Raw genomic sequence first — 24,730 nt, forward strand, 5'->3', positions numbered from 1 at the left:
AGGCCCGCTACCGCGGCTTGGTGGCGCGGAAGATGTAGCGGTTGAGGCTGAAGAAGTAGTCGGGGCCGAGCGCGCGCAGGTCTTCGGCCCAGCCGTCGACGTCCGCGTCGCTCCACCCGTCGCGGCCGGTCACGAACCGCGCGATGACCGAGATCTCCCGACCGCTGAAGGTGGTGGGCTCGTAGCCGACGTTGAGCAGCGGCAACACCCGTGGAGGTGCGACCTCGAACCCGGCCCGGCGCAGCTCCCGGCCCAGCGTGCGGGGCACGAACGGATCCACCAGGTGCTGTTCCCAGGTCAGCAGGATCCGGCGCATCCGGTCGGGATCGCCGCTGTGCCACACGATCGAGTCCCAGTCGGTGTCCAGGACCAGAAGCCGCCCGCCGGGCCGGAGCACCCGCGCCGCCTCCGCCAGTGCCGCCGGGATGTCCACAATGTACTCCAGCACCTGCGTGCACACGACCGCGTCGAAAGACCCGTCCGGATACGGCACCGCGTCCGCGCCACCGAGGCGGTACTCCACCGGGGCGCTACCGGACGGCATCGCACGAGCCCGGGCGAGGGCGAGCATGCTGTCGCTGACGTCGATCCCGCAGACCCGCCCGGTCGGGCCGACCTCCTGGGCCATCTCGGTGGCCAACAGGCCCGGGCCGCTGCCGACGTCCAGCACCGCCTCGCCCGCCGCCAACCCGAGCAGCCGCGACACCTCCCGGCGCTGCTGGACGACGTCGGCCGTCAGGTAGACCGCCTCGACCTCGCGGGCCGCCTCGGCATCGAACTCCAGCATCCCGGACACGCGTGTCCCCCCTTTCTGGGCACTCTATTCGCAGACCCCAACCTTTTGGGTACCGGTGGCGTTTACCCGGGCGAGGAGGTGCGATGGAGCGGTACGAGGGGCTGCACGAGTTCGTGCTCACCCGTGGCCCGGCGCTGTCCCGCACGGCGTACCTGCTGACCGGGGACCACCAGCTCGCCGAGGACCTGCTGCAACAGGCGCTGGCCAAGACGGCCACACACTGGCGGCGCGTCCTTTCCGGCGGCAACCCCGAAGGGTACGTGCGCCGCGTCATGGTCAACGAACGCACCTCGTGGTGGCGGCGACGCCGCTACGTCGAGGTCGCGGGCCCGGCCGCCGACGAGGTGCTCGCCGCGGGCCCGGCGCGAGGCACGGGAGACGAGGCCGAGGCAGCGGTACGCCGGATCAGCCTCCGCCGAGCCCTGGCGGCCTTGCCCGCGCGCCAGCGAGCCGTGATCGTACTGCGATTCTTCGAGGATCTCACCGAAGCACAGGCCGCCGACGCCATGGGCACCTCGGTCGGCACCGTGAAGTCACAGACTCACGCCGCGCTCCAGCGCCTGCGTGAACTCGCCCCCGACCTGCTCGCCGACTTCCGCGCGGAGGTGACACCATGACCAGCCCCCGACTGTCGCGAGCGCTGGAGGACCTGGCCGCCGAGGCCGGCTCGTACGCCTCCGTCGACGCCGTACTCGCCGAAACGGGCCGGCGCCGCCGCCGGCGTACCGTCATCGCGGCCGCCGCCGCGGTCCTCGCCGTCGCGCTCGGAGGCGGAGTGGTCGCGGCGCTGCCGAAGAAGTCGTCGCCCGTGCCCATGCCGCTGCCAGTGGCGGCCTGGCCCGTGCCCGAGTCCGACGCGCAGACCCTGCCCTCGACGGGCGCTGTCGGCCGCGCGGCGTACGCGTACACCACCCTCGGCGGCAGCTACCTCGTCACCAGGGACGCGCGCCTTTACATCCTGCCCAACCCCGGCCTGCTCTCCCCCGATGGGCGCTGGCTGGCGTACGGCCTCGCGCCCGACCGCTACCTCGTGCGTGACCTGACAGGTGACACCGTCTGGCCTGTCACCGGCGGCATGGGTGGCCTCGAATGGTCCGCCGACAGCCGCTGGCTGCTGCTGACCGACGGCACCGAACCACGCCAGAAGTGGTACCTGCGCCTCGACACCCGCGACGGCGCACAGCACACCTCCGACGTGCCGTACGGTTTCGCCGACGGTGTCCTGCCCAGCGGCGAGATCGTCTACGTCTCCGACCCGTTCATGCGCCCGGCCGGAGCCGACCCGGTGGTGACCCGCTACGACCCGGCGACCGGTGCCAAGACCGATATCACGCTCGACGTACCCGAGGGCGTGAACGTCGTCGAGCCCAACGAGCAGCGGCTCACCGTGCTACTCGGCCCCGGCAACAGCATCCTGATCGGCGTCTACGACGCCGGCGGGCTGTCCGCCCTGCTCGAGTACCAGCTGAGCGACCCCAAGTACGTGACCCGGCACGACGTGAGAGCGCCGCGGGGCGGCGAAACGCTCCTCATCGCCTACAACGCCACCGACGGGCTCGTGGTGGGCTTCTGCGACGACACCCGCACCATGGTCGCGCTGGTCGACCCCGGCCGGTTCGAAACCGTGCTCACGCTGCCCGGCAGGGCATCGGTCAGCCTCGCCTCATCCGACCGCTGACCGGCGGTTACCGGCTTCGATAATGCCTTCGCGCTGGTCAGGGCGCTCCTACGCTGGGCTGAGGTTGCCACGGGGGCCCCGAGATGAGGTGAGGGTCATGACCTTCGTTCAGATCATCGACTGCAAGACCGACAGAGTCGACGACATGAATCGACTCCTGGACAAATGGGTCGAGCAGACCCACGGGAAGCGAACCGCGACCCACGCGACGGTGGCCACGGATCGGGCCGACAAGCACCACGTGATCGAGATCGTGGAGTTTCCCTCGTACGAGGAGGCGATGCGCCAGTCGAACCTGCCGGAGACCAACCGCATCTTCGAGGAGATGGTGGCGCTCTGCGACATGCCGCCGACGTTCACCGACCTCGACGTGGTGCGCGACGAGCAGCTCAACAAGATGGTGTGCCGCCGTTTCTTCGACGTCATCTCCACGGGCGAGTTCGACGCGCTGGAGCAGGTGCTCGACAGCGGCTACCGCGAGTTCGACCCGAACAACGAGGAGCAGAACACCAGCATCGACATGGCTCGCGCGGAGGTGCAGATGTACCACGCCGCGTTCTCCGACTTCCGGTTCACGCTGGACGACCAGATCGCCGAGGGCGACAAGGTATGCAACCGGTGGACCTGGACGGGCACGCACACCGGCGAGTTCATCGGGATCGCGCCCACCAAGCGGAAGGTCACGATGACCGGTACGACAATTCACCGGCTCGAGAACGGCATGATCCAAGAGGCGTGGTGGAGCTACGACTTCCTGGGCGCCCTCCGCCAGATCGGCGCCGTGGACATGCCACAGGGCTAGGGTCCGGCCCGCGGTACCCGAGGACGCCGACACGCCCGCCGCCGGCGCCGAACCGCGGGAGCGCGGCCACCCGCAGACCACAATCGGCGCGGACGGCCGGGCCAGCCGGTGGCCGGACCGACGGGCATCGCCGGGCGGTCGAGCCGACGCGCGCCTGACAGCACGGGCCTCCGCGATCAAGGCCATCCGCATGGATCAAGGGCAAAAACACGCGAAAAAGAGATCCAACCACGTGCATTTGCCCTTGATCGGCGGGCAAGGGGCGGGCGCTGTACGTGGGGACGCGAGCGCGGCTACGCGGTCGGGTCCGGTACGACGAACGCGAACGTGCGCTGTACCGGCTCGACGCGGTTGCGGCCGTGGCGCTTGGCGCGGTAGAGCTGCGCGTCTGCCGCGTCGAGCACCTGGGTGGCGGTGCTGCCGGGCGCCAGCCGGGCCACGCCCAGGCTGATCGTCACGGCCAGCCCCGGCCGCAACGCGCCCCAGTCATACGTCTGGACGGCGGCGCGCAGCCGCTCGCAGATGTCGCGCGCCGCCGGCAGGTCGGTGTCGGGGAACGCCAGGCAGAACTCCTCGCCGCCCATCCGCGTCACCAGGTCATCGGGGCGGGAACCGCCGCGCAGGATGCCGGCGAGCCGCTTGAGCACCTCGTCGCCGACGGGGTGTCCAAAGTGGTCGTTGATGCCCTTGAACCGGTCGACGTCGCCGACAGCCACGCACAGTGGACGGTTGCCGGCGGTCGCCGCACCGACCAGGCGGGCCAGCTCCTCGTCTTGGTATCGCCTGTTCCACAGGCCGGTGAGCTGGTCTTCGCGGGCCTCCGCCTGCCAGGCCAGCTTCTCCTGCTCCAGCTCCTCCCGGCGTACCCGGTGCAGCGCGGCCTCCAGGCGGGCGCGCTCGGCCTCCAGGCGGGCGTTGTCGAGCTCGAACCGGTTGGTCAGCAGCCGGGCGCGGGTCTCCGCCATCGCCGAGTACACGCTGCGCTCGGCCTCGTGGTAGGTGCGGTAGTGGCGCAGCGCGGTGGCCGCGTCGCCACGCGCCTCGTACGCCGACGCGAGCTGCTGGTGCACCACCATGATGGTGGTCTTCTCGTTGGGCTCGGAGGCCATCTCCAGTACGGTGCCGAGGATCGCGATCGCCTCGGCGGTGCGCCCCTGCTCAAGGTGGACGGTCGCGATGCCCTGCAGCGCGGCCAGCTCCAGCGACTTGTATCCGTTTTCGGCACCCAACTTCCCGGAGACCTTCAGCATCTCGGTCGCCTCGTCGTACTCGCCCGCGAGGGTGAGCAGGGTGCCGAAGTTGCCCAGGCACATCGACTCGCGGTACGGGTGCTGGGCGGAGCGGGCCAGCACGAGCGCGTCCTTGGCGTACGACAGGCCGTCGCCGAGCGCGTTTTCCGCGGCAGTGGGATCGCCGGCCGCGCGCAGCTCCTTGACCAGGCCGACCGCGTTGTCACTGAGGTTGTTGAGGATGCAGAAGACCGACTCGTCGTCGAGGTCGGTGCGAGCCAGGTCGAGCGCCCGGGTCAGGAAAGCCTTGCCCTGGCGGTAGTCGCCGAGAAAGCCGTGCACCCCGCCGATCCGGTTGAACACCCAGAACAGCAGCTCGGGCTCCTCGACCCGCTCGGCGATGTCGAGGCCGGTCGACAGCGCGCGCAACGCCTCGTCGTACAGGCCGAGCTTGGTGTAGGCCAGCGCCTGCACGGTCTGCACCTTGCACAGTGCCCGGTCGTCGCCCCCGCCGCTGAGCAGCTGGGCGGCCAGCTCGGTGGAGCGGACGGCCTGCTCGTGGTCGCCGAGGCGCACCGAGTGCACGGCGTGCACCCGCAACGCCGCCGCGTGCAACTGATCGTCACGCACCGCGGCGGCCAGGTCGGCCGCCTGCCGGGCCAGAGCCGCGCCGGCGCGGTAGTCACCCTGGTTACGGGCGATCTCGGCCCGGTCGACGAGCTCCGCGGCTCGCTGCTGGAGGTCAGCGTCGACGGTCACCGCTACACCCTCCCCGGCGCGCGGCTGGCCCGCGTCGGTGAGAGGTGCCAGCGCGGGTCGCACTCACTGTTGATAGCACACACAAGCTCTCTACGGCGTCGGGACGGTGGTCTGGTGTTGCCATGATGCCAGCATGACGCGTGTCAGTACCGCTGCCGCTGTCGTGTTGGCGGCCGTGCTCGTCGCTGGATGCGGAACCACCACGGGCCTACCGGCCGACCACGGCGCGGCCGGCGCCGAGCCGCGGCCGGTCGGCGTCCACGATCCCGCGCCGCTGGTCAGCGCGGCGCCGGCGGCCGACGAGGGCTGCGACCGGCGCGCGAGCCTGCGACCGCGCGGCGCCCTGCCGGCGCCGGGGCGCATGCCCGCGGGCTCCACCATGGACGCGATCCGGAAGAAGGGCCGGCTTGTCGTCGGGATCGACCAGGACGCGTACCTTTTCAGCTACCGAAATCCGGACGGTCAGCTGGTCGGGTTCGAGGTCGACGTCGCGCGGCGGATCGCGGCGGCCATCTTCGGCAGCGCGGACGCGGTGACGTTCCGGGCCATCTCGACCGCGCAGCGGATACCGGTGCTGCGGAGCGGCGAGGTCGACATGGTCATCCGCACGATGACGATGAACTGCGAGCGCTGGAAGCAGGTGGCGTTCTCCACGGAGTACCTGTCGTCGGGCCAGCGGCTGCTGGTGCGCGACGGCTCCGGTATCAACGGCCTCGCCGACCTGGGCGGCCGCAAGGTGTGCGCCACCAACGGCAGCAGCAGCATCCCCAACCTGCAGAAGGCCGCGTCCAAACCCTTGGCGGTGGCCGCCGACCTGCTGGTCGACTGCCTGGTACTGCTGCAGCAGAACCAGGTGGACGCGGTGTCCAGCATCGACACGCTGCTCGCCACGCTGGCCGTACAGGATCCGAACACGCGCATCGTGGGCGAACGCGTCACCGACGACCCGGCCGGCATCGCGATGCCGCAGGGCCGCGACGACCTGGTCCGCTTCGTCAACGGGGTACTCGACCAGATGCGCGCCGACGGCTCCTGGACAGCCAGCTACCGATACTGGTTCGGCGCGGTGGGCACGGTCCCGCCACCACCCGTCCCCCGCTACCGCGACTGACCCGCTCCACATCGGAGCGCGGGTTTCGCGGACGGTGACGTCGGGCAATCTGCGGGTATGCCTCTGATCTTCCGCAAGCGCAAGAAGTTCGGTCCGCTGATCCTGAACTTCACCGAGAACGGCTTCTCCTCGTGGAGCATCAAGGTCGGCCGCTGGTCGTGGAACTCACGCGCCCGCGCCCACCGCGTCGACCTGCCCGGCCCGCTGTCCTGGCGCCAGCGCCGCCGCTCCCGCGACTGACCTCCACAGACGATCACGCCGCCGCGCGGCGTGATCAGGGCGTCCCTGAAGTCGCCCTAACGACTTGAGGGACGCCCTGATCACGGGGAGGGCGTGTACCAGGTGGCGGTTTCGGGGGCGAGGGGTTCTCCCGGGTCGCTTGACAGCGCGATGGCGCCGGGGATCGGCGCTGGGTCGGGGCCTAGGTTGAGCGCGCACGCCATGTTGGCGCCGCGTGCGAAGGCGAGCACGCCCGGCGGCGCCGGGAGCCAGTGGAACGGCTCGTCCACAAAGGACTTGCGAAGGCGCAGCGCGGCCGCGTACAGGGACCAGGTCGACGTCGGGTCGGTGCGCTGGCGGGCCACGGACAGGCTGGCCCACGACGCCGGCTGCGGCAGCCACGGCCGGCTGCCGTCCGGTCCGAAGCCATACGGCGGCGCGTCGCCGGACCATGGGATCGGCACGCGGCAGCCGTCGCGGCCCAGCAGCGCCCCGCCGGAGCGGCGCCAGATCGGGTCCTCGCGGGCCGAGGGTGGCAGGTCGAGCACCTCGGGCAGGCCGAGTTCGTCGCCCTGGTACACGTAGGCGGAGCCGGGCAGCGCGAGGCTGACCAGCGCCAACGCCCGCGCCCGCCGCAGCCCGACCGCCGCGTCCGCCGCATAAGCCGCCGACAAAAGACCGCGCTCGGGCGTCGGCGACTCCACAGGGCGGTCGGCCATGCCCGCCGGCAGGGGGCCCGCCGCTAGCCGGGTCGCCACGCGGGCCTCGTCGTGGTTGCCGATGACCCAGGTGGGCAGCGCACCCACGGCGCCCATCGCGGCCAGCGACCTGTCTATCGCCTCGCGCAGGCCGGTCTCGGACCACGGCGCCCACAGGAAGTCGAAGTTGAACGCCTGGTGCAGTTCGTCCGGCCGCACGTACAGCGCCGTGCGCGCCACGTCGCGCAGCCGCGCCTCGGCCACCGCGACCCGTGGCGGGTCGTACCCGTCGAGCAGGCGCCGCCAGCGCCGGTAGATCTCGTGTACGCCGTCCTGGTCGAAGTACGGCCGGCGGCCGGAGGAGCCCGGGTCGGTGGCGTCGGGCAGGCCGGGCGGCTTGACCAGGCCGTGTGCCACGTCGACGCGGATGCCGTCGACGCCGCGGTCGAGCCAGAATCGCAGCACGCTGTCGAACTCGTCGCGCACGCGCGGGTCATCCCAGTTCAGGTCGGGCTGCTCGGGCGCGAACAGGTGCAGGTACCAGCCGCCGTCGTCCAGCCGGGTCCACGCCGGCCCGCCGAACACCGAACGCCAGTTATTCGGCAGCCCGCCATCCCGGCCGGGGCGGAAGATGTACCGGTCGCGCGCGCCGGGCACTCCCGCGAGCGCCTCCTGAAACCAGGCGTGCCGGTCGGAGGTGTGGTTCGGCACCACGTCGACGATCACGCGCAGGCCGCGGGCGTGCGCGCCGGCCACCAGCGCGTCCATGTCGCCGAGCGTGCCGAACATCGGGTCCACGGCCCGGTAGTCGGCCACGTCGTAGCCGCCGTCGGCCATCGGCGACGCGTAGAACGGGGTCAGCCACACCGCGTCGACGCCCAGCTCGGCCAGGTAGTCGAGCCGCCCGCGTACACCTGCCAGATCGCCGACGCCGTCACCGTCCGCGTCGGCGAAGCTGCGCACGTACACCTGGTAGACGACCGCGGACCGCGCCCAGTCGCCCACCTCAGACTCCCGCCCGCGGTGCCGGCGCGGAGCGCCGCGCACCCAGCGCCGACCGCAACCCCTGCGCGAGCTGCCGGACGGTCGCCGCGGTGTCCGCGCCCGCGATCAGGTCGGCCTCCGCGCGCCCCAGCAGCCGCCACACGTCCGGCATTTCTGGTACCGATGGCATGAGGTCGCCGTTGCGGCACTCCGCGGCGAAGGCGGCGACCCGCGGATCGGTGTCGACGACCTGCTCCAGCGCGAGCCGCAGCGCCGGCGGCCGGGGCTGCGCCTCGTACAGTGCCAGCGCCACCTCGGTGCGCGTCAGGTAGTGCACGGCCAGGTCCTGGGCGATGGTCTTGTTGGGACCGTGCCGGGTCAGGAAGAACCCGTGCACCGACGAAAACGCGCGCACCGCCGGGAAACCCTCGAACGGCGGCACCGGCCCGACCGCGAAGGGCAGCCCGGCCCGCGCGAGGTCGGCCAGGACCCGGGAGGCGCAGATGAGGTACGGCGTGCGCCCGGCCGCGAACAGTTCGGTGGCCCGCTCGCGGTCGATCTCGCGGCGCAGCACCCCGGTGCCGCGCGCGCCGAGGTCGCGGAAGCGGTCGAACGCGGCCACCGTCTCCGGCGCGTCGACGGCGACCGCGCTCGGGTCGAGGACCCCGCCGCGGTTGCGGTCGAAGAGCCGGCCGCCGGCGGCGACCAGGATCGGGTACATGTAGTACGCGTCGCCGTCCGGCCCGACCTGCATGGCGAGCACCTCGTCGGCGCGCCCCTCCGCTCGCAGCGCCTGCCCGGTGGCCAGCAACTCCTCGAACGTGGCCGGCTGCTCCGGCGCCAGCCCGGTGTGCCGCAGCAGCACCGCCGTGTCGAGCGCGTAGGGCACGCCGTACAGCTCGCCCTGGTGCGTCATCGCGGCGACCGCCTCGGGCAGGAAGCCCTCCCGCCGCCGCTGCGACATGACCAGCGGCTCGACGGCACCGGCCCGCACCAGCCGGCCGAGCCAGTCGTGCGGCCCTACGAGGATGTCCGGAGCCTCCTGGCCGCCCAGCAGATCGTCGCGCAGGGCCTCGATCCGGCCGGTGCGGAAGCGCACCTTCACGCCGTGCGTGGCGAGGAACTCCGACGCGAACCCGCGCAGCGCCCGCGCCCGCCGCTCGTCGGCCCAGATCACCACCTCGGGCCGCAGCTCCGACAGGCGCCCCTGCTGGTCCCGTATCCAGCGGGCGCCCGCCGAGTCGGTGAACGTGATCTCCACGCGGTAGTCGGCGCCGGCGCCGCCGCCGTCGGTCAGCCCCGTCGGGCGGAACATCGGCTCGCCGGCCGGCGGGATCACCGGCAGATCGACGCGTTCGTGGACATCGGGGTCGTGCACGTCGAGCACGGTGAGGCTGGCCTGGTAGACCGGGGTCTCCGAGGCGTTGCGCACGAAGGCACCCCAGGCGCCGGCCTCGTGCCCCCACCACGCGGAGACCAGGGCCGCCTGGGTGCGCCGCAGGTACGCCTCCTGCTCCTTGCGCTGCTCGGCGTTGACGCGGTCGCGTTCGGACTCGATCCGGTACACCCGCTGGGCGGCCAGCGCGGCGAGCGCGGCGAACAGCAGCGCGCCCACCGTCGCGATCGACGACAGCCAGGTGGGAATGTCACCCCAGTCCACCCCTTGGTCCACGGTCGGCAACCTACCTCAGGCGGGGGCGGTCGTTCCGGCACGCGCGGCGGCGCGGGGCGAGACGATGGGGTGTGCTGTCGCATTCTCGGCGGGCTGCCGCACTGTACGCGGCCGTGGGGGCGGTCGACGTGCTGGCGGCTGGCGCGCGCGGGGAACGGGTGCGCTGGGTCGCGAAGCCGCTGCTCATGCCGCTGCTGGCCCTGTACGCGATCGCGGCGTGCCGGGAACGCGGGCGGCGGGTCAGCCGGCGGCTGCTGGTGGCGCTCGCCCTCGCCTGGGCGGGCGACGTGGCGCTGCGCTTCCGGGGCACCGCCGCGCTGGCCGCCGGAGCCGCGCTGTTCTTCGCCGCGTACGCGATCTACGCCGCCGAGTTCACGCGGCGCGGTGGGAGGCGGATCGGGTGGGTCGCGCCGGCCGGTTACGGGACGCTGACCGGGTTCGTGCTCGCGCGACTGTGGCCCGGGCTACGCGCCACCGGGCTGGCGGTGCCGCTGTCCGCGTACTCGATGCTGCTGACCGCGATGGCGGCCGCGGCGACGACGCAGGGCGCGCGGGTCGGTGCCGGCGCGGGTCTGCTCCTGGTCTCGGACGCCCTGCTGATCTCGGACCGGCTGGGGGCGGACCTAGCCGGCACGCGGGCCGGCGGGCCCGCATGGGTGATGGCCACCTACCTGTTGGGTCAGGGGCTGGTGGTAAGTGGGTGGCCCGGTCCCCCGTAAGGCCTAATCCTACTAAATCCAGTCTTGTCGGACGGCCACGCTGGGTCGATGCTGAGATCACGGGTCGTATTCCCTGGCCAGGGGGTGCGCGAGAGGGGGACAGCCGATGAGAACCGCTTACCGTGTGCTGGCGTACATCATCGCGGCCGAGGTGGTCATCCAGGCGATGGCCATGGTCTACGCGGTCGCCGGGCTCGGCAAATGGATCGAAGACGGCGGGGTGCTCGACAAGGCCGTCATGGACAGCGACACGACGCCGTTCGACGAGGTGGTCGGATTCGCCATCCACGGCATCAACGGGATGATGGTGATTCCGCTGCTGGCCCTCGTGTTCCTGATCGTCTCGTTCTTCGCCCGGATCCGGGGCGGGGTGAAGTGGGCGGGGCTGGTGCTCCTGCTCGTCGTGCTGCAGATCGTGCTGGGCATCAGCGGCCACTCGGTGCCGTTCCTCGGCGCGTTGCACGGCCTGAACGCGCTGCTGCTGTTCAGCGCCGCCGTGTACGCCGCGCGCCGCGAACGCACGATCACCGGTACCCCGACCGCGGTGGGCGAGCACCGGGTGCCGACGACGGCCTGATGCGCCGCTCTGCTAACTGGCGCTCGCTCCGCGAGCGCGGGCACCCGGGCCGAAGGGTGCGGCTGCGGCTGGTGGTGGCGTGCGTCGCCACCGCCGCCGTGGCCGGCCCGCTTCTCTGGTACTGGCAGGCGAGCCGGCTGCCGTCGACGTACGCGGTGACGGACCACGGGTACGCCGACGCCGGCGGCGCCACACACAATCAAGCCGCGCACGCACACGTGGGCCACAGTGGACGGTCGGTCGACGCGTTGACCGCCGATCCCGCGCGCCCGCCCGACGTGGCGCTGACGCTGACCGCGCGGCAGGAACGGTTCGCGCTGGCGTCGGGCCGGAAAGTGCGCGGGTACACGCTCAACGGCCAGTCCCCCGGCCCGGTCATCCGCGCCACGGCCGGCCAGCTCGTCCAGGTGACCCTGATCAACGAGTCAGTCCCCGACGGGGTCGCCCTGCACTGGCACGGCGTCGACGTGCCCAACGCCGCCGACGGCGTCGCCGGGGTCACCCAGGACGCGGTCGGCCTCGGTCGCACCCACACGTACCGGTTCGTGGTCGACCCGGGCACCTACTGGTACCACTCGCACCAGGTGTCACACGCGCAGGTGGTCGGCGGCATGCTGGGCGCGCTCGTCGTCAGCCCCGACCCCGCCGACACCCTCGCGCTCGTGCACGTCTACGACGGGATCCGCACGGTCAACGGGCAGGAGGGTGACGTGCGGGTGCCGGCCGCGCCCGGCCAGCGGGTGCGGGTCAGGATCGTCAACACCGACAACGGCAGGATGTCCGCGTGGGTCTCCGGCGCGCCGTTCACGCTTGTCGCGATCGACGGCACCGACGTGCACGGGCCGACCGAGGTGCGCGACGTGGCGGTACCGGTCACCGCCGGCGCCCGTGCGGACCTTTCGATCAGCATGCCGGCGGACGGCGGCGGGGTGCGGGTACACCTGGGCGGCTCGGCGGCGCTGCTGCTGGGCGCGGGCGCACCGGCGGTCCCCAAGCCGGCCGCCGAGCTCGACCCGCTCGGATACGGCACGCCGGCCGCGCTGGCGTTCGACCCGGAGCGGGCGGACCGGCGGTTCGAGTACGACATCGGCCGGCGCCCCGGGTTCCTCGACGGCAAGCCGGGACTGTGGTGGAGCATCAACGGCCACCTGTACCCGGACGTGCCCATGTTCACGGTGGCCGAGGGCGACGTGGTGCGGATGCGGATCGCCAACCACAGCGGCGAGGCACACCCGATGCACCTGCACGGCCACCACGCGCTCGTGCTGTCTCGCGACGGCAGATCCGCGACGGGCAGCCCGTGGTGGGTCGACTCCCTCGACGTGGGAAACGGCGAGTCGTACGACATCGCGTTCGTCGCCGACAACCCGGGCATCTGGATGGACCACTGCCACAACCTGCCGCACGCGGGTGAGGGCCTGACCGCCCACCTGATGTACGAGGGTGTGACCACACCGTACACAGTGGGCGGTCGGGCCGGCAACGAACCCGAGTGACTACTCGGTGCGCAGCGCGTCTGGACGGGTGGCCGCCCGCACGAACGGCAGCACGGCGGCGGTCGCCAGGAGGCTGGCCACGACAGCGGCGGCGCCGATGGCGGCGTACCCGGCCCACGGCAGGCGCACGACCGCCAGCGCCTGGGCGGTCACCCGCACGTACAGCCACGAGGTGGCCGCCGTGACCAGGATGGCCAGCCCGATGTTGAGCAGCAGCGGCACCCCGGTGTGCAGCAGTACCCCTCGGCGCAGCAGGCGTGCCGGTGTGCCCATCGCGGTCAGCGCGGCGTGCACCCGGTACCGTTCGCGGACCGCGTCGGCGGTGGTGACAGCGAGGGACAGGCCGCCGGTGAGCACCACGGCGAGCGCGGCGATGAGCGCCGCCTGCCGGTAACCGTCCGATTCGGACCGTGCCAGCTCGGCGGACTCCCCCGGTGTCGTTGGCGGCAGGGCCATCGCGGTCGCGCCGAGGCTGGTGCGTACCGCCTCGACGGTGTCCGCACGGCCGTCGGTGGCGACCAGCAACGTCGGGAACCACTGGCCCGGCTCGTCCCACCCGGCCAGCATCGCGGGCGGCACCAGCAGGTCACCCCGGACGGTGAAGCCGAACGACACGTCCCGCGTCAGCCCGTCCGGCAGCGTGACGGTGTCGATGCCGCGTGGTACCGGTACGGCGCGCCCCTTGCCGTCCGGCGCCAGCCTGCCGGCACCGGCCAGCGCGTGAGCTTCGAACTCGCTTGTGGACAGCCGTTGCACGGTACCGGGCCGGCATCCGGGCACCGGTGTGCCCAGCAGCGTGCCGAGCGCCCCGCAGTCCGCGACGACCGCCCGGACACCCTGGTCGACGGAGGGGTTGTCGAGGTCCATCTCGTCCGGCACCGGCACGCCTGGCCGGCGCAGCGTCACGTCGCGAAACGGGACCGCGCCGGTGACACCGGGTACCGCGCGCGCACCCGCCACCGCGCCGTCCACATCGGAGTCGGCGGCGAGCGTGACGACCACGGTGGACCCGGGCAGTACGCCGATCAGGTGCCCGTTGCCCTCGTTCTGGCTGGACGTGAGCAGCGGCAGGAACGCCATCAGCCACCCGACGACGACCACCACCAGCGCGGTGCCGGTGACCGTGCGCGCCGCGCCGGCCGGGTCGGTCAGCAGCCGCCGGCCGGCGAACTGGCTCGCCAGTCCGGGGCCCCAGCGCGCCAGCAGCGCACCGGCCAATCTGGACAGTGCCGCGCCGCTGATCGCGAGGCCCACCAGGCACGCCGCTCCACCGCCGAACAGCAGCGCCTTGGCGTGGAAGGCACCGGTGGCGAGGGCGCCACGGTCGGCGTACACGATGGACAGTGCGAGAAGCCCGGCGGCCAGCGGTGCCAGGCGCAGCAGCCCGGCACCGGACCGGGCGACCTGGCGCCGCGCGGCCAGTGGCGTCGACAGCGCGCGGCGCAGCGACAGCACGCCGGCCGCCGTGGTCAGCACCGGCACGCCGAGCAGTACCGCGAGCGTGACTCCCAGCGGCGGCGCGACGTCGCCCGCGTACAGGCCGTCCTGGATGGGGATCGCGGCCGCGACCGGCGCGCGGAGCAGGTAGAACAGCGCGAGCCCGGCCGCGGCGCCCAGCACGCCCACGATGGCACCTTCGACGGCGCCGAGCCGGCGCAGCTGGCGCGGCGTGGCACCCACGAGGCGCATGGCGCTGGCCCGCCGTTCCCGGGCGGCCGCCGACAGCCGCGTCGACGTGCCCACCAGGACCAGCAGCGGCGTGATCAGGCCGACGGCGGCCAGGCCGAGCACCAGCGGCATCGCCTCGGCGGGGCTGGAGGACTGCCGCATGCCGGTGCCGTCCACATAGGCGCTCTGCCCGGCGAACAGGCCGCCGGCCGGCTTCGCGAAGTCGGGCGCCCACTCCCCGGTCGCGCCGACGCCGTCGAGCGCGCCGGCGCTGACGCCCGCTATCGCGTACAGCTCGTCGGGACCGACCAGTCCCTCGCGGTCGACCGTGCCGGCGACCTTGCCGGGCAGCCGGGGCGCGAGCTCCGCGCCGCGCGGGCCGTCGAGCGCGGCCGCCAGGGCCGGGGACACGAAGACCTCACCCTGACCCGGCGTCCGCGGCACACCGGGTGGCGCCACCGCCGTCGACCCCGCCTTCGCCACCAGCAGCACGCGTACCTGATGGCCGCGCCACACGCCGACCGACAGCCGTGCCCGTACCCCCTCGGTGCGCGCCTCCCCTCCACCCACGGGCTCGACGCCACGGCCGGTGGTCTTGCCGATCCGCTCCGCCGCCGCGGGCAGCGCACCGGCCATGCCGAGCATCAGCGCGACCGCGGCCGCGACCCCGCCGACCATCATCAGCAGCCGCACCCGGCTCCCGCTCAGGGTCAGCCGCACCCCGAGCGCCACATCGAACGCCCCCATCAGATAGCCACCGGTGAGGTGACGCGGCCGTCGCGCAGGACGATCTCGCGGTCGGCGTACGCGGCGATCCTGATCTCGTGGGTGACCAGCACGACGGACGCGCCCTGCGCGCGGGCCGCGCCCATCAGCTCCTCCATGACCAGCTCGCCGTTGAAGCTGTCGAGCGCGCCGGTCGGCTCGTCGGCGAACACCACCCGCGGGCCGGCCACGAGCGCCCGCGCGACCGCGACCCGCTGTCCCTGGCCGCCGGACATCTCGCCGGGGCGCTTGGCGGCGACGTCGAGCACGCCGAGCCGCTCCAGCCACTCGCGGGCCTTGGCCTCGGCGCCGCGCCGCTTGGCACCGGCCAGTCGCAACGGCAGGGCGACGTTTTCCACCGCGGTCAGCTCCGGCACCAGCGAGCCGAACTGGAACACGAACCCGAACTCGTCGCGCCGCAGCCGGCTGCGCGCCTCCTCGGAGAGGGCGTCGAGGCGGGCGCCACGGTAGACGACCTCGCCACTGTCGGGGCGCAGGATGCCCGCCAGGCAGTGCAGCAGCGTCGACTTGCCCGAACCGGACGAGCCGACCAGGGCCACCATCTCCCCGGCGCGCACCTCGATGCCGACGCCGTCCAGGGCCTTGGTCTGGCCGAACGCCAGGTGCAGGCCGGTCGCGCGCAGCAGTGGCTCACTCATGAGAGCTCCTTGGCCAGCTTGTCGAGTCTGGCCGCGGTGTGCTCGAGCCAGCGCAGGTCGGCTTCCAGGTGGAAGATGGTGAAGTCACAGCTCAGTACGGTCGTGAGGTCGGCACCGGATTTGCGCCGCAGCAGCTCGCGCATCGCCGCGGTGTGCGCGGTGCGCTGGGCATCGAGGATCCGGTCGGCCGGGCGCCCCGACCGCAGCGCCAGGATCACCTTCGTGAAGATCACTGACTGTAGATAGGCCGTGTGCGCCTCGGGCTCGGCGAGCCAGCGCTCCAGCCGGGTCACCCCGTCGGGCGTGAGCGCGTACGTGGTGCGCTCCGGCCCGCCGACCTGCTCCACGGACACGACGTGGATGTCGCCGTCTCGGGCCAGCCGACCGAGCGTGGCGTACACCTGGGCCGGCTTGACCGGTCGCCGCTCGCCGAACTGGGCGTCATACTCCCGGCGCAGATCGTAACCGTGCCGCGGGGCAGGTTCGAGCAGGCCAAGTAGGGTCTCCGCGATCGTCACGGAGACAGTAGTAACTGAGTTACTAGTGGCCTGTCAACCAGCGGCACCTACCGCGTCAACCAGCGGCACCTACCGCAGAGGGCCGTCTCCCTGGCCGAACGGATCGTCGACCACGTGCACGGCGGCCTCCTCGGCGCTGGCGCCCCCCGCGTCGATGCCGGCGTCCCACGCCACCGACGCGGCCTCCTTGTCTTCACCGAAGCCCTGGTCGTCGGCGACGAGCCGGCCGGCCCGCGCGTCCCGCTCGTACCCGCGCCGCGTCAACTCGTCTTCGTCGTCCGCGTCATCGGCGTACGGGTCGACGTCGGGCTCCTCCTCGGCGAGCAGCTGCTCCAGCGACTCACCGGCGCGCGCCTCGGCCGGCGTGGTGCCGAAGCGGTTCGCTCCCGCCCAACGGTCGCCCGGCGCGATGCCGGTGTCCAGCGGGTCCGCGACCCGGTCGTCGTCGAGCGTGTCGGAGGTGTCCAGCACCCCGTCGTCCTCGACCACGTTCCACGTGTCGAACCCGTCAGCCCGTTCGTCCTGGCTCATCCCCCCACCATATGCCGCCTCCCGCCCGATGATCGCCATCCCAACCGCCAGCTGCCGCGTGGCACCATCGAGCGGTGCGACTCGACGATGTGTGGCTCCGGTACCGGCGCGGGGAACCGTGGGTGTTACGCGGTGCCAGCATCGAGTTACGGCCCGGTGAGGCGGCTACCGTGGTGGGGCGCAACGGCGTCGGCAAGTCGACGCTGCTCAGGCTCGCGGCCGGGCTGTTGCGCGCGCAGCGGGGCGCGGTCCGTGACCGGCCGGCGCGGGTCGGGTACGTGCCGGAGCGGTTCCCCGCCGATCAGCCGTTCACGGCTCGCCGGTACCTCATCGGGATGGCGCGGATCCGCGGCCTCGCGGCGGCCGACGCGGGCCGCGTGGTGGCGAGCTGGGCCGAGCGCCTGCACTGCGCGGGGCTGTTGGATACCGCGATGGCCGAGCTGTCAAAGGGTTCGGCGCAGAAGGTGGGTTTGATCCAGGCGGTGCTGTGCCGCCCCGACCTGCTGGTGCTCGACGAGCCGTGGGAAGGGCTGGACGCGGCCACGCGCGCCGAGGTGCCGCTGATCGTGGCGGAGACCGTCGCGGCGGGTGGGCGCGCGCTGATCAGCGACCACCTCGGCAGCGCCGGCGAACTGCCCGGCGTGCGGCGGTGGGAGCTGGTCGACGGGGCGCTCGTCGAGGCGGCCGACGAGCGGCTGGAGTGCGTGATCGAGGTGGCGGTGGCGACGTCCGACGTGCCGACCGCCGTCGCCAGCTTGCGCGCCGCCGGCCATCGAGTGTTGGGGGTACGGGAGAAATGAGCGCGCTGGTCCGGATGCGGCTGACCGGGTTCGTGCGCACCGGGCGGGCGCTGGCGCCGCTGCTGACCGCCCTCGTGGTGTTCGGCGTCATCTACGGTGGCGGGCGGGCGCAGGCCGGTGAGGCGTACGGGTTCTCGGCGGCGGTGATGTTTCCGGTGCTGGCGTGGCAGACCCAGATCCTGCTCAACGTCGAGCCCGATGTCCAACGTCAACTGTCCATTGTGGCTGCCGGTGGCCGCGGGCGGGAGCTGGCCGCCGGGCTGATCGCGGCGCTGGTGCCGGCGCTGGCCCTGATCGGTATGGCGCTCGCGGTGCCGTGGCTGATCGGCGGCATCACCGGCCCGGAGGAGCCCGGCGACGCGTCGCTGGCCTCGGGCGTGACCGCCGGTGTGTGGGCGCATCTGCTGCTGGCGCCGCCGGCGCTGCTGCTGGGCGCGCTCGCGAGCCGGGCGGTCGTCGGCAACGCGGCGCGCGGGCTGGCGGTGCTGGCCGGCGGCACGGTGCTGGCGTTCGTGCTGGGCACCAAGGGCTCGCCGGTGCCGTGGCTGGTGCCGCCGCTGCTGCCGACGGCGCGTGCGACGGTCAACGGTCTGGACGCGCCCGCGCTCGGCGTACAGACCGCTGTCGCCTTCGCGTGGACGCTCGCCGCGCTCGCCGGCTACGCCGCGCTCCGCCGCCGCAACACCTAGTCCACAAAGGATGGTGGTGAAAGCGTTTTGAAAGCGCTCGCCGCTACCGTGGTCCCATGCTCACGTCATCCGCGGCGGGCGCGCTGGCGGCCCCGTTCGACGAATCGTTCTACGACGTGCCGAACCAGCAGCCGGCGGTGCCGATAGCGCTGCCCGTCGTGTCGGTGCGCAACCAGCAGGTCCTGCTCCACGTGACCGACGAGCTCCTCGCGGGCAGCCTGCCGCTGCTCTGTGACGTGGATGTGCGGGTATCGCTGAGCGAGGAGCAGCGCGGCATCCACATGTCGCGGATCCAGAGCGCGCTGCAGGACGGTGCCGCGGCGTCGTTGAGCGACCACGCCGCCGCGATCGCCGGGCGGGTACGGGAGAGCCAGCGGCAGGAGCGGGTCGAGGTGCGGCTGGCGGCTCGGGCGCCGCTCGTGACGCACACCCGGGTCAGCGGCCTGCCGTCCCCGGACACCGTGGAGATCTCGGCCGTCGCGGTAGCCGGCCGTGCGCCACGGACCACCCAGGCCGTCGCCGCCACCAACATGACTGCCTGTCCGTGCATGCAGGGATACAGCCTGACCGACCTGATCAGGGAGACGGGGCTGAGCCCGCAGGACGGCGTCGCGCTGCTCACGCGCGTGCCGATCGCCACGCACAGCCAGCGCGGCCGGGTTCAGCTGAGCGTCAGCGCAGCCGATCCGGTCCTCCTGCCCGGCTACCACCGGCTCCATGAGGTGCTCGCCGCACGCACCACGCTCACCCAGGAGCTGCTGAAACGGCCGGACGAGTACGACCTCGTGCGCCGCGCGCACTTCCGGCCGCAGTTCGTGGAAGACGTGGTCCGGTCCGTCGCGAGCGGAGTGCGGATGCTCGACATCGATGGCGACCGCCTTGGCGACCTGGTGGTCGAGATCGTCGCCGAGAGCTACGAGTCGATCCACGGCCACGACATTCTCGCCCGGGTCGAAGCCCCCGCGGCCGACCTCGTACACCTCGGGTAGTTCCTAAACCAGCAGGTTCACGATCGCCGCCAGGCCCACCACCACGATCACGCCGCGTAGCACTGTTGGGGGGAGTCTGCGACCCCAGAGGCCGCCCGCGAAGCCGCCTACCACTGAGCCGGCGGCTATCAGGAGCGCCGGCTGCCACGCGATGTCGCCCACGATGATGAACAGCACCGCCGCGACCGCGTTGACCAGGCCGGTGAGCAGGTTCTTGATGCCGTTGAGCCACTGGAGGTCGGTGGAGAGCAGCACGCCGAACAGGCCGATCATCAGCACGCCCTGTGCCGCGCCGAAGTACCCGCCGTAGGTGCCGGCCGCGAACACGCCGAGTAGCAGCAGCGGCCCGACCGGCCGGTGTTCGCCCTTCCCGAGGCCGGCCAGGCGGCGGGCCAGCCAGGGTTGGGCCACCACGAGGATCAGCGCGAGCGCGATCAATACCGGCACGATCGCGTCGAACGCGGCCGACGGCAGCCAGAGCAGGAGCAGCGCGCCGGTGATCGCGCCGAGCGTGGCCGCGATGGCGAGCGTGAGCAGCAGCCGCCCGTACCCGGCCAGCTCCCGGCGATAGGTGTAGGCGCCGGAGAGGGAGCCGGGCACCAGGCCGACGGTGTTGGAGACGTTCGCCACAACCGGCGGGTACCCGAGCGCCAGCAGCACCGGAAAGGTGATGAGTGTGCCCGAGCCGACCACGGCGTTGATCGCGCCGGCGGCCGCCCCCGCGCCGAGCACGGCTAAGGCTTCGAGTGGGCTCAGGTCGACTTCCAAGATCACGTTGCGATGGTACGCATCGCGGCCAGCAGTTCGTCACTGGATGGGACGGCGTCCGGGTCGACCATCCACACGGCGGCCAGCCCGGCCAGCAGTACCTGGTAGAAGGCGCCGATCCGCACCGCCTCGGCTTCGCCGGCCGTGGGATGCAGGCCGCGCAGCAGATCGGCGAGGCCGATCCGGGCCTGGCGGTTGGCCTCGGCGAACGCGTCCCGCAGCTCGGGCGCCCGCTCCAGATGGGCCAACAGCTCGAACTGTATCGCCCACAGTGGACGGCTAGCACTGAACGACTCGATGACGCGCCGCCAGGCGGTCTCGAAGTCGGTACTGGTGGACAGCGTCTCGGCCAGCTCGTCGCCCCACTCCTCGATGGCCTGCTGGAGCGCCTCGTTGAGCAGCGCCTCCTTGGTGCCGAAGTGGTATCCGATCGCCGCCAGGCTCACCCCGGACGCCGCCGTGATGTCGCGGGCCGTGGTGCGCGCGTAGCCCTTGTCGAACAGGCAGCGCTTCGCCCCCGCCAGCAGGTCCTCCCGATTTCCCATGAACGCATCCTACTCAAACAAATGTCTTGCACAACTGTCTAAGACGATCGTACAGTCAGTGACATGACGAACTCGAAGGTCCTCATCTCCGGCGCCGGCATAGCGGGCACCGCGCTGGCTTACTGGCTGCGCCGCCACGGCGCTCGACCCACGGTCGTGGAGCGCGCCCCCGCGCTGCGTGACGGCGGCTACAAGGTGGACATCCGCGGCGCGGCGCTCGACGTCGTCGACCGCATGGGCCTGCTCGACGAGGTCCGCGCCCTGCGCACCGGCGTGCGCGGCGGCTCGATCGTCGACGCGTCCGGGCGGCGGGTGGCCAGCATGGACGGCGACACGTTCGGCGGGCGCGCACACGGCGACGCCGAGCTGCTGCGTGGCGACCTGAACCGGCTCCTCCACGAGCACTCCCCATGCGAGTACCGGTTCGGCGACGCGATCGCGGCGCTGACCGATACGGCCGGCGGCGTCGAGGTGCGGTTCGAGAGCGGCGCCACCGAGACGTACGACCTGGTGGTGGGCGCCGACGGGGTGCACTCCCGCACTCGGGGGCTCGCGTTCGGGGATGGTGGCGTGCACGACCTCGGGTACTACGTCTCGATCTTCTCGGTCCCCAACCACCTCGGCCTGGACCGCTGGGAGCTCACCTACGTCGGCCCAGGGCGGACCGCGCTGGTCTACAGCACGGCTCGGGACGCCAGCGCCAAGGCGATGTTCCTGTTCGCGTCCCCGCCGCTCCAATACGACACCGGCGATCGCGCCGCACAGCAGCGGCTGCTCGCCGACGCGTACCAGGGCGAGGGTTGGGAAGTACCGGCGCTGCTGGCCGCCGCGGACGCCGCGCCGGATTTCTACTTCGACTCGCTCAGTCAGGTGCGTCTCGACCGCTGGTCCGCCGGCCGCGTCGCGCTGCTCGGCGACGCCGCCTACTGCGCGTCGCCGGCGTCCGGCCAGGGCACGAGCCTCGCGCTCGTCGGCGCCTACGTGCTCGCGGGCGAGCTGGCCGCGGCCGGCGGCGACCACCGTGCCGGCTTCGCGGCGTACGAGCGCGAGATGCGGCCGTTCGTGGCGCGCAACCAGGCGCTGGGCCCGGCGAACGTCAAGCGGATGGTGATGCGCACCAAGGGCCAGGTGCGCATGTCGATGGCCATGCTGGGGCTGGTCGGCCGGCTGCCCGGCAAGGAGCGCCTGATGGCGAAGATGGTCGCGCCCATCCACCGCGCCGCCACCGCGATCACCCTCAAGCGGTACCAGGGGCTGTAACGGCGAAGCGGGCTCGTGGCTATACATGGCGTGACCGATACTCAAGCCTTGGACGCGGAGCGGGTGGGCGACATCGGCCGCGACAGGCCCTGCTCGACGAGCTCAAGTCCCGGGTGACGGCCGAGCCGGTACCCGAAAGCGCGCCGCCGGCTGACGCGGCCCCGGCTCGCCTTCGGCGGCGCCCTGGTAGCCGTCGCAGCCGCCACCGCGACGGTCCTCGCGACCGGTGGTGGCGCGGGCCCCGCCTATGCCATCACCACCGAGAAGGATGGCACGCTCGCGGTGGCCGTCAACCGCGTCGACGACCCCAGCGACGCGAACCGGCAACTCACCGCCACCGACGACCGGGTGAGGATCTTGCGGCCCTCCGCTCCCGAGGACTGCCCGGAGGCCGACCGCGGCACGCCCGCGGACTCGCCGCTTGCCGTGGCGGTCGTCAAGATGGACGGGGTGACCCGCAAGGGGGCGCGGATCGGCCTGCGACCGGAAGGCATCCCGGACGGCATCGTGATGGTGCTGGTGGTCTACACACTGTCGGGTAACGACGCGCCCGCCATCCGGCTCGCCGCTTACCAGGCGCCCGGCCCGAAGTGCGTCATAGCGCCCACGCGCTGATTTGCCCGCTTGCCGCCACCCCTTGCGACCGATCGCTAGGGTGGCGGCATGCGTGCGGTCGTACAGGACGGTTACGGTTCGCCGGACGCGCTGCGCGTCCGCGACATCCCGCGGCCAGCGCCGAAAGAGGGCGAGATTCTGGTACGCGTCCGCGCCGCCTCGCTGCACCCCGACGTGTGGCACGTGGTGACCGGCCTGCCGTTCGCGTTGCGCCTCATGGGTTCCGGTGTGCGCCGGCCGAAGCAGCCGGTTCCCGGCACCGACATGGCCGGCGAGGTCGCCGCGCTCGGGCCGGGCGCCACGCGGTTCCGGGTCGGTGACGAGGTGTACGGCGAGACCCTGCGCGGCTACGTGTGGCGCAACGGCGGCGCGTTCGCCGAGTACGTGGTGGTGCCGCAGGACGTGGTGGCTCCCAAGCCGGCCGGCGTGACATTCGAGGAAGCGGCGTCCGTGCTCAACGCCGGCATCATCACGCTCATCAACCTGCCGCCCGACCGTCCCTTTGCGACAGACCAGCGCGTACTCGTCAACGGGGCCGGCGGCGGCGTGGGTGTCGTCGCGGTGCAGATGGCCGCCGCCGCGGGCGCGCGAGTGACCGCCGTCGACACGGGTGCCAAGCTCGACCTGCTCACCTCGCTGGGCGCCGACCGGGTGGTGGACTATACAAAGGACGATCTGCCGGGCGGGCCCTACGACCTGATCTTCGACATCGTCGGCAACCACCGCTTCACCGCGCTGCGGCCGCTGCTCGCCCCGGACGGCCGGTACGTCCTCGTGGGCCACGACCAGTACGGGCGCGACGGGCGGCGGTGGCTCGGCAGCATCCCGCGGCTGCTCGGACTTGTCGCGCGCGGTGCGGTCAACCGCCAACTGCCTCGGCCCACAGTCAAGTTCCCGCCGAAGGGCGAGCTGACCGGCCGGCTCTCCGCACTCCTGGAGTCGGGCGCCCTCAAGCCGGTCGTCGACCGCGCCTACCCGCTAGACGAACTGCCCGAAGCCATGCGCCACCTGACCGGCGGCACGGCACGCGGCAGGATCGTCATCACGATCTGAGCCGGTACTCAGCGGCCAGCACGGCGTACACGAACTGGCTGCGCCAGGCGCCCTTGACCAGCTCGTTGTCGACGAAGTGCGCCTCCCTGCGCATGCCCAGCCGCTCCAGCAGCCGCGCGGAGGCACCGTTTTCGGCGTGGCAGCGCCCGACGATCCGGTGCAGTCCGAGCCCGTCGAACCCGAGCCGCAGCATCTCCCGAGCCGCCTCGGTGGCCAGCCCCTGGCCGTGGTGGTCGGGGTTGAAGACGTACCCCACCTCACCCTGCCGGCTGGTCGTGCTGTGCCACACCAGTTCGACCTGACCGACCACCCGATCGTCGTCGGCGCGCACCACGGCGAGACTCAGGCAGTCGCCCTCCCCCGCGAGCCGGTCCTCGCGCGCCATCTGCGCGACGGCCGCCTCGGTCTGCGCCAGCGTCCGCGGCTCCCAGCTCATGTACCGGGCGACCTCCGGCTGGCGCTGGTACGCCCAGACGTCGCCGACATCGGCCCGGGTGAACGGGCGCAACAGCAGGCGGGCGGTCCTGATCGGATAGGCCGGTCGCAGCATCATCAACACCCTAGGAACGAAGCCCGCGTACCAGGGCGGCCGACGAGTACACCAGGAGCAGTACCCCGGCGCCCAGGCCGGCCACGAAGCTGGCCGCCACGCCTGTGGTCAGGCCGACGACGGTCGCCACCACGGCCGCCGCGCACACCAGCGCGCCCAGCGGCACCAGCAGCGGGTCGCGCAGCACCGGTGCGAGCGGGAAGAAGTGCACGCCGACGACGAGACACACCCACGCGGCGACGTACTCCGCGGCACCGGCCACTCCCAGCACGATCCCGCCGAGCGCGATGGCGGCGAACTCGATGCCGACGATGATCCCGTACCGCCGGGACGCGGCCCGGTCCTGGCTGAGCGTGGTCGCGGTGCGGCTCCTGAACCCGACCACCGCTCCGGCGACCGCCACGGCCAGCCCGACGACTGAGCCGACGGTCAGGAACGGCTGCCACCCGTCAGGCGCCCCGCCACCGCTCCAGCCAAACCACGCCGCGGCGAAGAATCCCAGTACCAGAGCGGTTATCCCCAGGTCGCGCCTGGACTGCCCGCGAGCCTCAGCCATGCCCGCACCTCCCCATTGTGGATC

26 protein-coding genes are annotated in these 24,730 nt (G+C 72.5%); 14 read left to right on the forward strand and 12 right to left on the reverse strand.

Annotated elements, in window-relative coordinates; all coding sequences use genetic code 11:
• Window positions 1–7: 7 nt before the first annotated feature.
• Window positions 8–787, reverse strand: coding sequence for a methyltransferase domain-containing protein (locus QMG73_RS35650; RefSeq protein WP_281903331.1), 780 nt, complete (start codon window positions 785–787; stop codon window positions 8–10).
• Window positions 788–879: 92 nt separating this feature from the next.
• On the opposite strand from QMG73_RS35650, the gene QMG73_RS35655 reads away from it, so the two are divergent.
• From QMG73_RS35655 to QMG73_RS35665, 3 genes are all read left to right on the forward strand, one after another.
• Window positions 880–1,413 (forward strand): SigE family RNA polymerase sigma factor, encoded by a 534-nt coding sequence (locus tag QMG73_RS35655; protein ID WP_281903254.1) that lies wholly within the window; start codon window positions 880–882, stop codon window positions 1,411–1,413.
• Entirely contained in the window at window positions 1,410–2,474 is a 1,065-nt protein-coding gene (locus tag QMG73_RS35660; protein ID WP_281903256.1) for a TolB-like translocation protein, read from the forward strand. The genes QMG73_RS35655 and QMG73_RS35660 overlap by 4 nt, the downstream gene beginning before the upstream one ends.
• Before the next feature lie 97 nt (window positions 2,475–2,571).
• Complete coding sequence (locus tag QMG73_RS35665) at window positions 2,572–3,276, forward strand: ester cyclase (RefSeq protein WP_281903258.1); 705 nt, start codon at window positions 2,572–2,574, stop codon at window positions 3,274–3,276.
• Between the two features lie 293 nt (window positions 3,277–3,569).
• Here QMG73_RS35665 and QMG73_RS35670 read toward each other — a convergent pair whose 3' ends face one another.
• Complete coding sequence (locus tag QMG73_RS35670; protein WP_281903260.1) at window positions 3,570–5,264, reverse strand: tetratricopeptide repeat-containing diguanylate cyclase; 1,695 nt, start codon at window positions 5,262–5,264, stop codon at window positions 3,570–3,572.
• Window positions 5,265–5,397: 133 nt separating this feature from the next.
• Between QMG73_RS35670 and QMG73_RS35675 the strand changes: the two genes are divergently transcribed.
• Together QMG73_RS35675 and QMG73_RS35680 are read left to right on the forward strand one after the other, a co-directional pair.
• Window positions 5,398–6,375, forward strand: coding sequence for a glutamate ABC transporter substrate-binding protein (locus QMG73_RS35675; RefSeq protein WP_281903261.1), 978 nt, complete (start codon window positions 5,398–5,400; stop codon window positions 6,373–6,375).
• A gap of 57 nt (window positions 6,376–6,432) precedes the next feature.
• Window positions 6,433–6,615, forward strand: a complete 183-nt coding sequence (locus tag QMG73_RS35680) for a DUF4236 domain-containing protein (protein ID WP_281903263.1) — start codon at window positions 6,433–6,435, stop codon at window positions 6,613–6,615.
• Window positions 6,616–6,695: 80 nt separating this feature from the next.
• On the opposite strand, the gene QMG73_RS35685 is transcribed toward QMG73_RS35680, so the two are convergent.
• A complete protein-coding gene (locus QMG73_RS35685) occupies window positions 6,696–8,297 on the reverse strand; it encodes a glycoside hydrolase family 13 protein (RefSeq protein ID WP_281903265.1) in 1,602 nt (533 codons plus the stop codon).
• 1 nt (window position 8,298) lies between these two features.
• On the reverse strand, window positions 8,299–9,948 hold the full coding sequence (locus QMG73_RS35690; RefSeq protein ID WP_281903266.1) for a sugar ABC transporter substrate-binding protein: 1,650 nt from the start codon (window positions 9,946–9,948) through the stop codon (window positions 8,299–8,301).
• Window positions 9,949–10,019: 71 nt separating this feature from the next.
• On the opposite strand from QMG73_RS35690, the gene QMG73_RS35695 reads away from it, so the two are divergent.
• The 3 genes from QMG73_RS35695 to QMG73_RS35705 all read left to right on the forward strand — a co-directional run bounded on the left by QMG73_RS35695 (window position 10,020) and on the right by QMG73_RS35705 (window position 12,740).
• On the forward strand, window positions 10,020–10,667 hold the full coding sequence (locus tag QMG73_RS35695; protein ID WP_281903267.1) for a lysoplasmalogenase family protein: 648 nt from the start codon (window positions 10,020–10,022) through the stop codon (window positions 10,665–10,667).
• A 106-nt stretch (window positions 10,668–10,773) separates the two neighbouring features.
• The gene (locus QMG73_RS35700) at window positions 10,774–11,244 is read left to right on the forward strand and encodes a DUF6220 domain-containing protein (protein ID WP_281903270.1); all 471 of its coding nucleotides are present in this window, start codon (window positions 10,774–10,776) and stop codon (window positions 11,242–11,244) included.
• Window positions 11,244–12,740 carry a multicopper oxidase family protein gene (locus QMG73_RS35705; protein ID WP_281903272.1) on the forward strand — a complete coding sequence of 499 codons (1,497 nt, stop codon included), beginning with the start codon at window positions 11,244–11,246 and terminating at the stop codon, window positions 12,738–12,740. Before QMG73_RS35700 ends, QMG73_RS35705 begins: the two co-directional genes overlap by 1 nt.
• Here QMG73_RS35705 and QMG73_RS35710 read toward each other — a convergent pair whose 3' ends face one another.
• The 4 genes from QMG73_RS35710 to QMG73_RS35725 form a co-directional block, all read right to left on the reverse strand.
• Complete coding sequence (locus QMG73_RS35710) at window positions 12,741–15,155, reverse strand: FtsX-like permease family protein (protein WP_281903273.1); 2,415 nt, start codon at window positions 15,153–15,155, stop codon at window positions 12,741–12,743.
• Window positions 15,155–15,832, reverse strand: a complete 678-nt coding sequence (locus QMG73_RS35715; protein ID WP_281903274.1) for an ABC transporter ATP-binding protein — start codon at window positions 15,830–15,832, stop codon at window positions 15,155–15,157. Before QMG73_RS35715 ends, QMG73_RS35710 begins: the two co-directional genes overlap by 1 nt.
• Window positions 15,829–16,350, reverse strand: coding sequence for a PadR family transcriptional regulator (locus tag QMG73_RS35720; RefSeq protein WP_281903275.1), 522 nt, complete (start codon window positions 16,348–16,350; stop codon window positions 15,829–15,831). The genes QMG73_RS35715 and QMG73_RS35720 overlap by 4 nt, the downstream gene beginning before the upstream one ends.
• Before the next feature lie 69 nt (window positions 16,351–16,419).
• Window positions 16,420–16,881 (reverse strand): DUF5709 domain-containing protein, encoded by a 462-nt coding sequence (locus tag QMG73_RS35725; protein WP_281903277.1) that lies wholly within the window; start codon window positions 16,879–16,881, stop codon window positions 16,420–16,422.
• Window positions 16,882–16,955: 74 nt separating this feature from the next.
• On the opposite strand from QMG73_RS35725, the gene QMG73_RS35730 reads away from it, so the two are divergent.
• The 3 genes from QMG73_RS35730 to QMG73_RS35740 are packed head-to-tail and all read left to right on the forward strand — an operon-like array spanning window position 16,956 to window position 19,359.
• A complete protein-coding gene (locus tag QMG73_RS35730; RefSeq protein WP_281903279.1) occupies window positions 16,956–17,681 on the forward strand; it encodes an ABC transporter ATP-binding protein in 726 nt (241 codons plus the stop codon).
• Entirely contained in the window at window positions 17,678–18,370 is a 693-nt protein-coding gene (locus QMG73_RS35735; protein WP_281903281.1) for a hypothetical protein, read from the forward strand. The genes QMG73_RS35730 and QMG73_RS35735 overlap by 4 nt, the downstream gene beginning before the upstream one ends.
• Before the next feature lie 56 nt (window positions 18,371–18,426).
• Window positions 18,427–19,359 (forward strand): GTP cyclohydrolase, FolE2/MptA family, encoded by a 933-nt coding sequence (locus QMG73_RS35740; RefSeq protein WP_281903283.1) that lies wholly within the window; start codon window positions 18,427–18,429, stop codon window positions 19,357–19,359.
• A 3-nt stretch (window positions 19,360–19,362) separates the two neighbouring features.
• Here QMG73_RS35740 and QMG73_RS35745 read toward each other — a convergent pair whose 3' ends face one another.
• Complete coding sequence (locus QMG73_RS35745; RefSeq protein ID WP_281903285.1) at window positions 19,363–20,133, reverse strand: sulfite exporter TauE/SafE family protein; 771 nt, start codon at window positions 20,131–20,133, stop codon at window positions 19,363–19,365.
• Window positions 20,130–20,672, reverse strand: a complete 543-nt coding sequence (locus QMG73_RS35750) for a TetR/AcrR family transcriptional regulator (protein WP_281903287.1) — start codon at window positions 20,670–20,672, stop codon at window positions 20,130–20,132. Before QMG73_RS35750 ends, QMG73_RS35745 begins: the two co-directional genes overlap by 4 nt.
• Window positions 20,673–20,735: 63 nt before the next feature.
• On the opposite strand from QMG73_RS35750, the gene QMG73_RS35755 reads away from it, so the two are divergent.
• From QMG73_RS35755 to QMG73_RS35765, 3 genes are all read left to right on the forward strand, one after another.
• The gene (locus QMG73_RS35755) at window positions 20,736–21,932 is read left to right on the forward strand and encodes an FAD-dependent monooxygenase (RefSeq protein ID WP_281903289.1); all 1,197 of its coding nucleotides are present in this window, start codon (window positions 20,736–20,738) and stop codon (window positions 21,930–21,932) included.
• Between the two features lie 282 nt (window positions 21,933–22,214).
• Window positions 22,215–22,547 carry a hypothetical protein gene (locus tag QMG73_RS35760; RefSeq protein ID WP_281903290.1) on the forward strand — a complete coding sequence of 111 codons (333 nt, stop codon included), beginning with the start codon at window positions 22,215–22,217 and terminating at the stop codon, window positions 22,545–22,547.
• Between the two features lie 48 nt (window positions 22,548–22,595).
• The gene (locus QMG73_RS35765) at window positions 22,596–23,600 is read left to right on the forward strand and encodes an NAD(P)-dependent alcohol dehydrogenase (RefSeq protein WP_281903291.1); all 1,005 of its coding nucleotides are present in this window, start codon (window positions 22,596–22,598) and stop codon (window positions 23,598–23,600) included.
• On the opposite strand, the gene QMG73_RS35770 is transcribed toward QMG73_RS35765, so the two are convergent.
• Both QMG73_RS35770 and QMG73_RS35775 read right to left on the reverse strand, forming a co-directional pair.
• The gene (locus tag QMG73_RS35770) at window positions 23,590–24,150 is read right to left on the reverse strand and encodes a GNAT family N-acetyltransferase (RefSeq protein WP_281903293.1); all 561 of its coding nucleotides are present in this window, start codon (window positions 24,148–24,150) and stop codon (window positions 23,590–23,592) included. The two genes, QMG73_RS35765 and QMG73_RS35770, sit on opposite strands and share 11 nt — an antisense overlap.
• Window positions 24,151–24,160: 10 nt before the next feature.
• Window positions 24,161–24,706, reverse strand: a complete 546-nt coding sequence (locus QMG73_RS35775) for a hypothetical protein (protein ID WP_281903295.1) — start codon at window positions 24,704–24,706, stop codon at window positions 24,161–24,163.
• Between the last annotated feature and the right edge of the window lie 24 nt (window positions 24,707–24,730).

Source organism: Phytohabitans aurantiacus (assembly GCF_027923225.1).
Taxonomy (GTDB): domain Bacteria; phylum Actinomycetota; class Actinomycetes; order Mycobacteriales; family Micromonosporaceae; genus Phytohabitans; species Phytohabitans aurantiacus.